Origin of the sequence: Microtetraspora sp. NBRC 16547 (assembly GCF_030268965.1) — a bacterium.
GTDB lineage: Bacteria > Actinomycetota > Actinomycetes > Streptosporangiales > Streptosporangiaceae > Microtetraspora.
In genome coordinates this window covers 68,046-81,272 of the sequence record NZ_BSSE01000020.1, presented here as the reverse complement: position 1 = coordinate 81,272, position 13,227 = coordinate 68,046, and the positions used below count along the sequence as shown (strand labels likewise).

Annotated in this window: 10 protein-coding genes; 7 read left to right on the top strand and 3 right to left on the bottom strand. The window is 70.9% G+C overall.

From position 1 onward, the window contains the following. Positions 1-136: 136 nt before the first annotated feature. A complete protein-coding gene (locus QSK17_RS24785; RefSeq protein ID WP_285707622.1) occupies positions 137-1,327 on the bottom strand; it encodes an ROK family transcriptional regulator in 1,191 nt (396 codons plus the stop codon). 73 nt (positions 1,328-1,400) lie between these two features. Continuing rightward, positions 1,401-2,336, bottom strand: coding sequence for a formylglycine-generating enzyme family protein (locus QSK17_RS24780; protein WP_285707621.1), 936 nt, complete (start codon positions 2,334-2,336; stop codon positions 1,401-1,403). Between the two features lie 368 nt (positions 2,337-2,704). Here QSK17_RS24780 and QSK17_RS24775 point away from each other — a divergent pair, with 368 nt between their 5' ends. From QSK17_RS24775 to QSK17_RS24745, 7 genes are all read left to right on the top strand, one after another. After that, positions 2,705-3,451, top strand: coding sequence for a phosphotransferase (locus QSK17_RS24775; protein WP_285707620.1), 747 nt, complete (start codon positions 2,705-2,707; stop codon positions 3,449-3,451). Between the two features lie 860 nt (positions 3,452-4,311). Continuing rightward, positions 4,312-7,314 carry an HNH endonuclease signature motif containing protein gene (locus QSK17_RS24770; RefSeq protein WP_285707619.1) on the top strand — a complete coding sequence of 1,001 codons (3,003 nt, stop codon included), beginning with the start codon at positions 4,312-4,314 and terminating at the stop codon, positions 7,312-7,314. Positions 7,315-7,772: 458 nt separating this feature from the next. Next, entirely contained in the window at positions 7,773-8,753 is a 981-nt protein-coding gene (locus QSK17_RS24765; protein WP_285707618.1) for a cobalamin biosynthesis protein, read from the top strand. A 42-nt stretch (positions 8,754-8,795) separates the two neighbouring features. Beyond that, positions 8,796-9,704: an ABC transporter ATP-binding protein gene (locus tag QSK17_RS24760; protein ID WP_285707617.1), complete on the top strand. Its 909-nt coding sequence runs from the start codon at positions 8,796-8,798 to the stop codon at positions 9,702-9,704. Continuing rightward, complete coding sequence (locus QSK17_RS24755) at positions 9,685-10,485, top strand: ABC transporter permease (protein WP_285707616.1); 801 nt, start codon at positions 9,685-9,687, stop codon at positions 10,483-10,485. Before QSK17_RS24760 ends, QSK17_RS24755 begins: the two co-directional genes overlap by 20 nt. Further along, on the top strand, positions 10,485-11,615 hold the full coding sequence (locus QSK17_RS24750) for a PucR family transcriptional regulator (protein ID WP_285707615.1): 1,131 nt from the start codon (positions 10,485-10,487) through the stop codon (positions 11,613-11,615). Before QSK17_RS24755 ends, QSK17_RS24750 begins: the two co-directional genes overlap by 1 nt. A 53-nt stretch (positions 11,616-11,668) precedes the next feature. Then, positions 11,669-12,232: a hypothetical protein gene (locus tag QSK17_RS24745; protein ID WP_285707614.1), complete on the top strand. Its 564-nt coding sequence runs from the start codon at positions 11,669-11,671 to the stop codon at positions 12,230-12,232. A gap of 21 nt (positions 12,233-12,253) precedes the next feature. On the opposite strand, the gene QSK17_RS24740 is transcribed toward QSK17_RS24745, so the two are convergent. Continuing rightward, complete coding sequence (locus QSK17_RS24740; protein ID WP_285707613.1) at positions 12,254-13,213, bottom strand: quinone oxidoreductase family protein; 960 nt, start codon at positions 13,211-13,213, stop codon at positions 12,254-12,256. Between the last annotated feature and the right edge of the window lie 14 nt (positions 13,214-13,227).

Sequence of the window (13,227 nt, the reverse complement as noted above, 5' to 3'; positions counted from 1 at the left end):
GGATTTATTGGGATGCGGCGCGGTGTGAAGGCTTCGGAGACAGAGGCGCATCCGAGACGGGTGCGCCGCCGGTTCCGAGGCCGCGTTCTGCGGCTTCCGAGGTTTCCGAGGTTTCCGAGGTACCAGGGTGTCGGGTTCAGAGACGCGGGTGCGCGGGTTCCTCGTTCAGCAGGAGGGCGATGGCGCCCATCGCGGACGCGTTCACGCCGAGATCGGCAGGCGTGACCTCGATGTGGCGGCGCGCGTTCGGCAGTGCCAGCCGGGCGATCGCCGTCCGGATCGGATCGAGCACCAGGCTGCCGAGCGCGGCGAACTCCCCGCCCACGACGATGCGCTCCGGGTCGAGCTGGATCACGGTGTCGGCCAGGATCCGCCCCAGGTCGGCGGCCGCGGCCGAGATCACCGCGCACACCGTCGGCACCCGGTCCTGGGCGGCCGCGATCAGCTCGTCCAAGCTGGACACCGCGACGCCGCGCGCTGCGCACGCCTCCAGCAGTGCCGGGCTGCCTATCCGGCGTTCCAGGCACCCGCGCCCGCCGCAGTGGCACTCCGGGCCGTCCGGGTCCAGGGAGACGTGGCCGATCTCGCCCGCCGCGCCGTGCGCGCCCCGTAGGAGTCGGCCGCCCACGATGAAACCGCCGCCGACGCCGACCGACCAGCGCACGTAGACCACGTCGCCGACCGAGCGCGCGGCCCCCCAGGTGTTCTCGGCCAGTGCGGCCAGCCGCGCGTTGTTGTCCACCGCCACCCGTACCCCGAACTCCTCCGAGATCCTGCGGGTGATCGGCGCGTACCTGGCCGGAACGGTACTCGCCGGCAGCGAGGGGTCGTCCATGATGCCGACGAGCCCAAGGCCGACCGCCTCCAGGGCGCTGAACCGTACGCCGTGCTCCTCGCCCACCTTCCTGATCAGTCGGACCGCCGCGTCGGTCTGGCTCTTCGTGTCGGCTCCCGCCGGGATGTCGTCCATGCCGGTCACGATGACCTCATGCGCGACGTTGGCGACGGCCAGCCGGACCCGCCTCCGGCCGAGATCGACGCCGATGAACAGGCCCGCGTCGGGGTTCAGGGCGACGAGCGCGGCGGGCCGTCCCCGGCCGCGCGGCTCGGTGGCCGGGGCCTCGATCTCCACGACCGCACCGCGTTCCATCAGGTCGGAGATGATCGCGAAAAGCGTGGTCCTCGACAGCCCGGTCTGCTGGACGAGCTGGGCTCGGCTCAACGAGCCCGTCGAACGCAGCGTGGCGAGGACCGCGTCCTCGTGCGCCCGGCGGAGTCGCCGCAGCGCGTCGGCGGGCCGGTCCGTGTTCACCTGTCCCGTGTTCACCTGTCCGTGTTCACCTGTCCTGCGGTCACGTGTCCGGTGCTCACTTTCCGTGTAATTTCGTAAAATCTCCGGATTAAAGATCGGCGGCGATTCGGAATCCGGTGTTCCCCGAGCTGCTGTCCGGGGTGTTCGCGCTCCGCGCGGCCACGCGGTACCGGTTGCAGTAGGAGTCATGGCACAGGTAGGAGCCCCCGCGCAACACCCGCGCCGTCCCTGTTTCCGGCCCGCGCGGATCTTCGAGCGGCCGGGAGAGATGGTCGGTGGCGAAACAGTCCGCGCACCACTCCCAGACGTTGCCGACCATGTTGTACAGCCCGTAGCCGTTGGGGCGGTAGGTCTTGACCGGGGCGGTCCCGAGGTGGCCGTCCTCCTCGGTGTTGTGCGCGGGGAAGCGTCCCTGCCAGATGTTGCAGCGGTGCTGTCCGCGCGGCGTGAGCTCGTCGCCCCAGGGGTAACGCGCCTGGTCCAGGCCGCCTCGGGCGGCGTACTCCCACTCGGCCTCGGTGGGCAGCCGCCCGCCCGCCCAGGCGCAGTAGGCGCGCGCGTCCTCCCAGGACACGTGCACGACAGGGTGCTCGCGTCGGTCCGCGACCGTGCTGCCGGGGCCCTCCGGCGCGTGCCATGCGGCGCCCTCGATGGCCAGCCACCAGGGCGTTCCCTCGGGAGAGGGCGCGTGGCGGCGGGCGTCCCCCGGCGCGAGCAGGTGGAAGACGTAGGACCAGCCGAACCGCTCGGCCTCCGTGACGTGACCGGTGGCTTTCACGAACGTCGCGAACTGGGCGTTCGTCACCGCAGTGCGGGAAAGGCGGAACGGCCGCACTGTCACCGACCGGACCGGGCCTTCGCCGTCCGATGGGAAGCCCTCGCGGTCGTCCGTTCCCATCCGGAACGTCCCGCCGTCCAGGGTGACCAGACCGCTCACCCGCCGCGTCGTGGGCGCGGCGACCGCCACCCTCGACTCCTCCCGCCCTTCCGCGGTACGGCCCGGCGCGCAGCAGTGCTCGGTCATCAGCTCACAGTCCCAGGTTTCACAGTTTCCACGGTAAAAGTCCGACTTGTTGACATTATCCCAAGGCAAGCCACGCGAACGTGCCCGACGACTTGTCGCGCTGAGGATGTGTACGAGCGTCGGTGGCGTCACCGCCTGGCTGGGGGACACGTCGACCCTGCGAACTCGGGACTCCGTGATGTCGGCACGGCGATGTCGGCACCGTCAGGACAGGGCGTCGACATGTGGCGTACGACCAATTGCCATCCGATGTCCGTGGCGGAAATCGGTACACGACAGGACCAGTGGGTCTAACCTCGATGGCTATGTTCGTCCGCACGGCCCCCGTTGAGATCACCTTCGACCCAGATGAAGAGAGGATCGTACAGGTGGGGACCACCGTGCGGCGCCCCATGGGATCCTCCTCACCGTCGGTGCATGCGCTGCTCGCGCACCTGGAAGCCGTGGGGTTCGAGGGCGCTCCGCGTGTGCTCGGCGTCGATGGGCAGGGCCGGGAGATCCTGACCTTCGTCGAAGGGGAGACGGCCACCCGTCCGCTGCCTACCTGGGCGGTGTCCCACGAGACCCTGGCCGCCCTCGCCGGTCTGTTGCGCCGGTTCCACGACGCGGCCGAGAGCTTCATCCCTCCGCCGGGTGCGATCTGGGAGCAGGGCTCCCAGGCGGACGAACGGCCGGAACTGGTCGGCCACTGCGACGTCACTCCGGAGAACGTCGTCTTCCGTCCTGGACCGAGCGGCCGGATGCTCCCGTACGCGCTGATCGACTTCGACCTGGCCCGGCCGACGACCCGGCTGTTCGACGTGGTCACGACACTGCGGCACTGGGCGCCGATCGCCGACCCGATGGACCGCGACCCCCTCCAGCGCACCCTGGACGTCGGAGCCCGGCTCCGGCTTTTCTGTGACGCGTACGGCCTCGCCGTACGGGACCGGCTGCGCTTGCTGGACATGGCGCGAACCAGGCTCGGCCGCTCATACGTCGCGACCCGGGCCCGTGCGCTGACACTCGGCGGCGACTGGGCGCGCAGATGGGCTGGGGGAGCGGGGGAGCGCATTCGCAGGGCGAGCGCCTGGCTCGACGCCCACGAGGACGACCTCCGCCGCCATCTTGTCTGATGAGATGTCCAGCCATGGTGGCCGACAAGGCGCTCGTTGCCTGATCCGCCGTAGCTGTGGGTCGCTGCGCTGCGGTGGGTGGTTGTTCCGGCGCGCCGTGATAGTTGCGTCCCGGTGATGCCGCTGTCGCGGCCATCGCGGGCGCGGTGGTTGCTGGCACGGTCTTACGCGCGCCTCCACAACCACCCACCTCCGCTCCGCTCCCCGCCGCCCTCGCATCGGCTCTGCGCTCCTCCATATCGGGCGGCTTCACCGCCGTTCTCGCCTGCGGCCATTTCTGCCAGGGCCATCCGGTCACTCCGCCGTCTGCGGTCGCGCCCATGGTCGGCGGTGTGCTGGTCGCGAGCTCCGGCACGGACCATCTCCGGACGGACCATCTCCGGACGGACCTTCTCCGGACGGACCTTCTCCGGACGGACCTTCTCCAGACGGACCTTCTTCGGAAGGGGCCTTCTCCGGCACGGGCCTTCTCCGGCACGGAACTTGCCGGTCGCCTTGGCGGGCACGGACCGGCCGTGGGCCTTGGCTGTGCTTTCTCGGCACATTGTGTGGCGCCCGGCTCGAAGGAGAGCGGAGCAGACGGGAGCGAGGACCGCAGCGAAGGCCCAGCGAAGCGGGCTTTGCGAGGACCGGAGGTTCCGGCAGGCGCAGCGACCCCCCAAGAAACCCGATTCGAGAAGCCGCCCCAACACGATCGGCCCTCAAACCGCCGATTCGCCCGCTCTGCCCCGCGCCCGCAGGATGCCGCGTCCAATAGTTATTGGCGCACGGAAAATGTGATTCCAGGTGAATGTTTTCCGGCGCTTTATCGGGGTCGCCTGGGAGGCGTTTTTGTCGGTGGGGGTTGTTAGCGTTCGGGTGTGATTATCGAACGGCAGCCGATACCCGCCGGCCTGGAGCTGATGGCCCCCGGCGTAGAGCTGGCCGCCGTGCTCGATGGGATCGATATCGCCAGGCTGGACGGCTTCGACGCCGTGATCGTGATGCAGGCATATGCCCGCCTTGAAGCGCACATGCAAGCCCGGAAAGCCATCGTGATGGCCGAGGTCGGCCTGTATGAGATTTCCGTCTCCGGCATGGAGAAAATGGCGGAGCCGGACAAGAACTCACCCGATGAGGTCAGGTCGGCGTTGGGGCTCACCCGCCGGGCTGCCGAGCGGGAATACGGGTTCGCCTACGACCTGAAAGTCCGTCTGCCGCGGGTGCGGGATGCTCTGTCGGCGGGTTTGATCGATAAGGCGCGGGCGGTGGTGTTCTGCGACTGGCTGGAAGACGTCCCCGTCGAGCTCGCCCGCGCTGTCGCCGATCATCTGCTGCCCAAGGCGGGTAAGTGGACGACGAGTGAGCTGCGGGAGAAGATCAAGAAGTTGTTGATCGCCGCGGATCCGGCCTGGGCGCGCCGTAAGTATGAGCGGGCTGTTCACCAGCGGCGGGTGATCGGGGTGCGGCATGCCGATGGTTCGGCGAGTATCACCGGCGAGCAGTTGCCGGTGGATCAGGCGGCCGCTGCGATCGCGCGGGTGGATGCGATCGCGGTGCGGGCGAAGAAGAGTGGCCTGCACGCCCCGATCGATCATGTCCGGGCGGATGTGTTCCTCGGCCTGCTTGAGGGCAGCATGTCCGGCCTGGACGACGACGCCATCATCGCCGTCCTGTTCGCCAACGCCGCCCGTAAGGCGGCCGGTGAGGAGGACGACTACGACGACCAACTCTCCGACGCCCCCTTCGACGACCCCGACTCCCAAGGCTCGGACCCCGGCCCCCACGGCTCGGACCCCGACCCCCAAAGCTGGGACGACCCCGACCACACCGGCGACGACTTCGGCGACGGCGACGGTGGCCGTGGTGACAGCGATGGCGGCTGTGGCGCTGGCCGCCCGGACGCCCCCGATGACGGCGGCGGTGGCCCTGGCGGTTGTGGCGATGGCCGCGCGGATGCCCCCAATGATGGCGACGACGGCGATGACGGCTGTGGCGATAGCCGCGCGGGCGCCCCCGATGACGGCAACGGCGGCGGCGGTGGCCCTGGCGGTTGTGGCGCTGGCCGCGCGGGCGACCCTGATGACGGTGACGGCGGCGGCGATGGCGGCTGTGGCGATAGCCGCGCGGGCGCCCCCGATGACGGCAACGGCGGCGGCGGTGGCCCTGGCGGTTGTGGCGCTGGCCGCGCGGACGACCCTGATGACGGCGACGACGGCGATGACGGCTGTGGCGATAGCCACGCGGATGCCCCCGATGACGGCAACGGCGGCGGCCATGGTGGGAGTGGCGACGGCGACGGCAGCGAGGACGACGGCGACCGGGACGGCAGCAAGGACGACGGCGATGGAGACAGCGGCCATGGTCGCGGCCGTAGCCGTGGTGACGGTGGCGCTGGGAGTGCTCAGGGCAGCAGCGTGAAGTCGAGCGCGGGCGTGGTGGAGCCGGTGGGGTTCGCGGCGGGTGAGCTGCGGGTTCAGGTCTCCACGCTCATGCACCTGGACGACCTTCCCGCCGAGCTTGCCGGGTGGGGGCCGATCCACGCCCATCTGGCCCGCAGGCTCGCCAAACGACAGATCGGCGGCGAGTGGCGGTTCGCCATCTGCGATGAGGACGGTCACCTCCTCTACGCCGGGATCACCCGACGCCGCCCCGCAGGGTGGCCCCGCCGCCCGACCCCTCCACCGCCATCACCTCCCGCATCCCGCCCGACCGCCGGTCGCGAACGGGACTCCGGCCCCGTGGGTGGCCTTGGTTCCCCGTCGGTGCTTGGTCCGGTTTCAGCCGCGCGTTACGGGTCCGATTCCTGTGAGGTGCCCGGCCCCGGCCGCGTGCCTGGCATCTCATCCACGCTCTGTTCCGGGGCTGATACCGCTTCCGCAGACGTCGGCGGGATAAGGGTGAAGCCTGCTCACGAGTCGGACCGGGAGCCGCAAGGGGATCCCCGCGCGAAACCAGCGGCGGTTCGTCGTCGTGGGATCGTCGAGTTGCAGTTCCCGTTGTCGCTGCTGCGGGCGCTGTACGCCGACATCCACGCCCAGGGCGGCTGGGCCGGTGTGATCGCTGACGTCATGCGCCAATACGACCAGGCCATCGAAGAGAGCTTTCCGACCGACGATGACGGCCACGGCCACAGTGCGGGTGACGGTTCGGCGGGTGATGGTTCGGCAGGGGATGGTTCGGCGGGTGACGATTCTGTTGGTGGCAGTGCTGCGGGTGACGCTTCTGCGGTAGACGGCGCTGCGACAGACGGGCCTGTACGGCAGGGTGCTGTGGAGAACGACGCTGCCCGAGGGTCTGTGGTCGGCTGTGGGGCGGCTGGTGGGGGTGAGCGGCGGCGGTTCCCCACAGCGGGACTGCGGCGGCGGATCGAGATCCGGGACAGGGTGTGCTCCCATCCCGGCTGTCGTGCTCCGGCCACCCGGTCGGAGCTGGATCACACCCGCCAGTACGCGCATGGCGGTCTCACCACCGAGGACAACCTGGCTGCCGCGTGCGCGCATGACCATGACCTGCGCGACAACGGCTGGCGGGTCATCCAGACCGCGCCAGGACATGTGACCTGGATCAGCCGGACCGGCCACCGCTACCCGGTCCAGCCGCCGCCGATCATCGAATCCCTGCCGGAGCCCTTCGCCCCCGGAGGCTGGGCCATGCCCGGCCGGTCGGGAACCAGCGGGGTACGCGGGCTCGCGGCCTTCGGGTATGGCGCGGGCAGCATCACCGACCCTGCCAACGACGAACTCCCGTTCCTGCCGACCTGGACCTACGAACCCGCATGGTGGGAAGAACCCATCCCCGCACCGAGCCCAGCGCAAGAGACCGGACCCGAAACCACGCCCTGCCCGCCGCCAGACCCGGCCGACGACATCCCGCCCTTCTAGGTCGTGTTTCGCGGATCTTTTTGGCCTACTGCGGTCGCCCAGTTGGCGCCTCGCTTCGTTGTCGCCCCACCCACGAAAACTCCTCGCAGGCTCGGAGTTTCCGCGGGGCCCGGGAATGTCGGCCGGAGGCTCCGCTCCGACCTCCTCCTCCGCCTTGCGCGGCATCCATCTGGCCGATCCTCGCTCCGGCAAAGATCCACGAAACGCTCCCTAGCGCGGGTGATCAACGGGCCGGGTCGGCGATGACCATCGCATTCAGCCGGCGACTGGAGCTGCAGAACGTGAGCTGCAGAACGTGAGCTGCAGAACGTGAGCTGCAGAACTGGAGCTGCAGAACGTGAGCTGGAGAACGTGAGCTGGTCTGGAGCACTCGGGGGCGCGCCGTCAAGGCTCTCGGGAGCTGACCAGGCTGGGCCGTCCGACGGCCACCTTTCCGGCGATCACGAGACAATTCCCCCGTGACACGCACGGACAGGTATACGGCCGCGGGGATGGCACTCGGGGTTGCCGTCGACGCTCTGGTGGGCGATCCCCGGAGGGGACATCCGGTCGCCGTTTTCGGCGGCCGCGTCGCCGCCCTCGAAGAACGGATATATGCGGACTCGCGGGCACGGGGGGTGCTGTTCACCGCACTGTGCGTGGGCGCGGCCACCGGCGTCGGGGTGGTGGCGGAGCGGCTCACCCGGCGCCGGCCGTTGGCTCGCACCGCCGTCACCGCCGCCGCCACCTGGGCGGTCCTCGGCGGGACCACCCTCGGGCGTGAGGGCGCGCACATGGCCGCGTCCCTGGAGTCCGGCGACCTGCCTGCCGCCCGCGCCCGGCTGCCGCACCTGTGCGGGCGGGACCCGTCCCGGCTGGACGCGCCGGAGCTGGCCAGGGCCACCGTCGAGTCGATCGCGGAGAACACCTCCGACGCCGTCGTCGCGCCGCTCTTCTGGGGCGCGGTGGCGGGCGTGCCCGGTCTGCTGGGCTACCGGGCGATCAACACGCTGGACGCCATGGTCGGGCACCGGTCCGCGCGCCACGAGCGCTTCGGCTGGGCATCCGCCCGGCTCGACGACGTGGCCAACCTCGTGCCCGCCCGGCTGACCGGCCTGCTCACCGCAGCCCTCGCCCCCGTCACCCACGGCTCGTCCCGCCGGGCGCTCGCCGCGCTGCGCAGGGACGGGCACCGCCACCCGAGCCCCAACTCGGGCCGGTGCGAGGCCGCCTTCGCGGGCGCCCTCGGCGTACGGCTCGGCGGTGTGAACGATTACGGCGGGCGGCTGGAGGAGCGTCCCGAACTCGGAGACGGCCCGCGCCCCGACGTGCCCGACATCCGCCGTGCCGTACGGCTGGCCCGCGCGGTGTCCTACGCCGCGGCGGCGCTCGCGGTCGCCGCGCGAGCGACCGCGCGTTGCCGGAACCGCGAAAGGAACACGTCGCCAGATATCCGATGACGGGCATTTCCTCCGGCCGCGCGCGGGAGGACGATGCCGGTCATGACAGCAGTGGTACGAACCGAAGGACTGACCAAGTTCTACGGGAGACGACGGGGCCTCGAAAACCTCGACCTGGAGATCCAGCCGGGCGAGGTCTTCGGATATCTCGGCCCCAACGGTGCGGGGAAGACGACGACGATCCGGCTGCTCCTCGACGTCATCAGGCCGACGTCGGGGCGGGCCGAGATCCTCGGCCTCGACCCGCGCGACAGCAGGGTGCGGGCCAGGATCGGATACCTCCCCGGCGAGCTGGCCCTGGAAGGCAGGGAGAAGGCGCGCGCCTACCTGGAATTCATGGCTGGCGTACGCGGTGGCCTGCGGCGCGGGCGGATCGAGGAGCTCGCCGAGCGGTTGGAGGCCGACCTGTCCGTACGGATGGGCGAGCTGTCCAAGGGCAACAAGCAGAAGATCGGCCTGATCCAGGCGTTCATGCACGATCCGGAGCTGCTCATCCTGGACGAGCCGACGAGCGGCCTCGACCCCCTCGTCCAGCAGGAGTTCCTGGCCATGGTCCGGGAGGTCAAGCGCGATGGTCGCAGCGTCCTGATGTCCTCGCACGTGCTGGCCGAGGTCGAGCACGTCTCCGACCGGGTCGGCATCGTACGCTCCGGCCGCCTCGTCGCGGTCGAGGACGTCGGCGCGCTGAGGGAGCGGGCCATCAGGAAGGTCGAGTTCCACTTCGACGGGCCGATCCCCCGTGAGGCGTTCGAGAACCTCCCGGGGGTGCGGGACCTGGTCGTCGAGGGCGCCGCCCTGCGCTGCACGATCGACGGCCGCCCCGACGCGTTGATCAAGGCGGCGGCGCAGTTCACGGTGGTGCACATGGTCAGCGCCGAACCCGACCTCGAGGAGATCTTCCTCGCCTACTACAGCGACGAGGAGGCCCGGCATGCCCACGCTGGTGCGTAAGACGCTGAACGACTACCGCCGGGCGCTCGTCGGCTGGACGGTCGGCGTCAGCGCGTTCTTCCTGCTCTATCTGTCCATTTACGGCAGCATCGCGGAGAATCCGGACTTCTACGAGAAGGCCGCGACGGCCAAGTACCCGGGCGCGCTCAAGGACCTCATGGGCGGGCTGGCCGACATGACCAGCGGCCCCGGATATCTCCAGGTGATCGCCTACCAGCTGTTCGGCCCACTGCTTCTGATCATGTGCGCGGCGGTCCTCGGCAACCGCGCGATCGCCGGCCCCGAGGAGTCGGGCACGCTGGAGCTGACCCTCACCCTGCCGATCGGCCGCAGGCGGCTGGTCGTGGAGCGGTTCGCCGCGCTCGCGCTCGGACTGCTGGGCATCGCGGTCGTGACCTTCGTCCTGATCGCGGGCATGGCCGCGGTACAGGACATGAACGTCCCGATCGGCCACATCGTCGCCGCGCACACGGGCCTGTTCCTGCTGGTCCTGTTCTTCGCCACGTTGGCGCTCGCCGTCGGCGCGGCCAGCGGCAGCAAGGCGCTCACCCTGTCGGTGACCGGGGCCTACGCCGTCGCGGGATACGTCGTCGAGACGCTCGGCAAGAGCGTGGACGCGATCTCCTGGCTCCGGTGGGTCTCACCGTTCCACTATTTCCTGGACGGCAGGCCCATATACACGGGCTGGCCGGTCGGGGATTATCTTGTCCTGCTGGGCGCGTCGGCCGTCCTCCTCCTGGTGGCCGTCCTCGCGTTCGATCGGCGTGACGTAGGAGTCTGATGGACGTTCTCGTTCGGGTGAGCGAGGCGACCGGGGTACCCGCCGACCTGCTCGGCGGGTACCTTTCCGCGCTGGCGGCCTCCATCGCCACGGGCCGGCTCCCCGACCGGTCCGAGGTGGACGCGCTCAAGGCGTGCGGCACGCTGGCCGCCGAGCGCGGCGTCCCGTTACGCGCCCTCGCCGACGCCTGCCTCCTCGCCGCCGAGCTGTCCGGCGCGGTCACGCCATCCGGTTCCGGATCCCGCTCCGCGTCTGGATCCCCGTCTGGGGCCGCTCCGGACGGCGGCGTGCTGCTCGCCGCGGTCCTCGGCGCGGTACGGCGCAGCCTCGCGGCCTTCGCCGAAGGGTATGAGGAGGCCCACCTCACGGCGATCACGAAGGAGGACGCGGCGCGCAGGGAGTTCGTGGACGACCTGCTGCAGGGCCGGGCCGACGCGCGACAGGCCGAGCACTTCGGGCTCCGCCTGGCGGAGGCGTACGCCGTGACCGTGGTCAGGACGGCGGAGCCGCTTGCCCCGGACGCCCCCGTGATCAGGCGGATCGAGCAGGCGCTGGTGGCCCGGTTCGGCTCGCACAACATCCTCATCGCCGGGCGCGACGGCATGCTCGTCTGCGCCGCGCCGGGCTCGCTGGCGGCGGCGTCGGGGGAGTTCACCCACCACGTACGGTCGTCGATGGCGGCGTGGCGGGCCGGTGTGGGGCGGCCGCACCACGGTCCGGGCGGCATCGTCACGTCCTACCGCGAGGCGGTCGGCGCCATCGAACTCGGCGAGCGCCTCGGCCTGCGCGCGCAGGTGCTGAAGTCCGCCGACCTGCTGGTCTTCCCCGTGCTGCTGCGCGACCGCGGCGCGATCGTGGACCTGGTCGGCACCGTTCTGGGCCCGCTCGCGGGGGCGCGCGGCGGGCCCGAGCCGCTGCTGGAGACGCTGGAGGCGGTGTTCGCGTCCCAGGGCAACCACACGGCCGCCGCGCGCCGGCTCGGGATCAGCACCCGGGCCGTGACCTACCGGCTGGAGCGGGTCCGCAGGCTGACCGGCTTCTCCCCGGCCGACCCCACCCAGCGGTTCACGCTGGAGACCGCGGTGCTCGGGGCGCGTCTTCTGGAGTGGCCCGTCCGTCCCCTGGTCTGATCGCCCCGGTCTGACTCTGGTTTGACGGGCTCCGCCGCTTCTACGATGCGACCGTGCTCACCCCCCTTCAGCTCGCCCGGCGGTCCATCGGGATGCTCGCCGGGCTCGGTGTTCTCGCCTGCTCCCTCACCCTGCTCTACCTCGGCTCCCACACCGTCATGGGGATCGGCGGAAGCTGCGGCTCCGGCGGGCCGTACGAGATCGTGACCCCCTGCCCCAAGGGCATCGGGTGGATCGTTCCCGTCTCGATCTTCGCTGGGATGGCCGGGCTGGGCCTCTACGCCGGGAGCAGGCTCCCGGTGGGGCCCAGGCTGACGGAGCTGGCGTGGCCCGCGCTGTTCCTCAGCCTCGGCTACGCCTTCCTCGACGCGGCCCTGAACGCCGGTGACGGCGTCGACTGGGGCTTCATGGTCTGCGCGGTGACCTTCGTCCTGCTGGGCGGGCTCCCGCTGCTGTTGCTGGCGAACCGGGACAACTTCCTGCGGGTGTTCTGGGGGCCGGAGCCGTCCCCGGCCCAGGGGAGGCCGGCGCGCGTCCTGTCGATCGTCCTGCACGTGATCGCGATCGCGGGCGGCGTCTCCCTCGGCATCCTGATCTTCCACGCCGCGACGGGCTGACCCGGCCCCTATGACCCGGCCCTACGGGATCAGCAGGAGCTTCCCGGTCGTACGACGGGCCTCCAGGTCGTCGTGCGCCCGGCGGGCCTCGGCGAGCGGGTAGCGCTCGGAGATGTGCACCTTGAGCGCGCCTGAGGCGACCCAGCCGAGCAGCTCACCGGCCCGGCCGAGCAGCTCCTCGCGCGTCGCGATGTAGTGGGCGAGCGTCGGCCGGGTCAGGAACAACGAGCCGCCCACGTTCAGCCGCTGCGGGTCGAAGGGCGGGACCGGGCCGCTGGCCGCGCCGTAGAGCGCCATCATGCCGCGCGGGCGCAGCGCCGCCAGCGAGCCGTCGAACGTGGAGGCGCCGACGCCGTCGTACACGACGTGGACGCCCGCGCCGGTGAGCTCGCGGACCGCCTCGCTGAAGTTCGTGTAGCGCAGCACCTCGTCGGCGCCGGCCTCCTTGGCGAGCTTCTCCTTCGCGTCGGTGGAGACGGTGCCGATCACCCGCGCGCCGAGCAGTTTGGCGATCTGGGTGAGGAGCAGCCCCACGCCGCCCGCCGCCGCGTGGACGAGCACGTTGTCGCCCGGCCGCACGGCGTACACCGAGTGGGTCAGGTAGTGGGCGGTGAGACCCTGGAGCAGCACCGCGGCCGCGAGTTCCGGCGCCAGGCCGTGGGGGAGCGGCACGGCCATGCTCGCCGGGATCACCGCGCGTGTGGCGTAGCTGCCCAGCACGCTCGCCCAGCCGACGGCGTCGCCCACGACGATGTCCGTAACGCCGTCCCCGGTCGCGACGACCGTGCCCGCGCCCTCGGAGCCGGGGACGAACGGAAGCGGCAGCGGGTAGCGTCCCTGCCGGTGGTAGACGTCGATGAAGTTGACGCCGCTCGCCGCGACCTGGACGAGCACCTCGCCCGGCCCGGGCACCGGATCCGGGCGCTCGGTGCACTCAAGCACAGAGGAATCACCGGGGGCGGAGACGACTATGGCACGCATGACAACTCCCGTTG

Bases quoted from the DNA above. Each gene is read 5' to 3' on its own strand.
- QSK17_RS24760 (WP_285707617.1), top strand. From the start codon at position 8,796: ATGACAGCAGTGGTACGAACCGAAGGACTGACCAAGTTCTACGGGAGA.
- QSK17_RS24780 (WP_285707621.1), bottom strand. From the start codon at position 2,336: ATGACCGAGCACTGCTGCGCGCCGGGCCGTACCGCGGAAGGGCGGGAG.
- QSK17_RS24750 (WP_285707615.1), top strand. From the start codon at position 10,485: ATGGACGTTCTCGTTCGGGTGAGCGAGGCGACCGGGGTACCCGCCGAC.
- QSK17_RS24755 (WP_285707616.1), top strand. From the start codon at position 9,685: ATGCCCACGCTGGTGCGTAAGACGCTGAACGACTACCGCCGGGCGCTC.
- QSK17_RS24740 (WP_285707613.1), bottom strand. From the start codon at position 13,213: ATGCGTGCCATAGTCGTCTCCGCCCCCGGTGATTCCTCTGTGCTTGAG.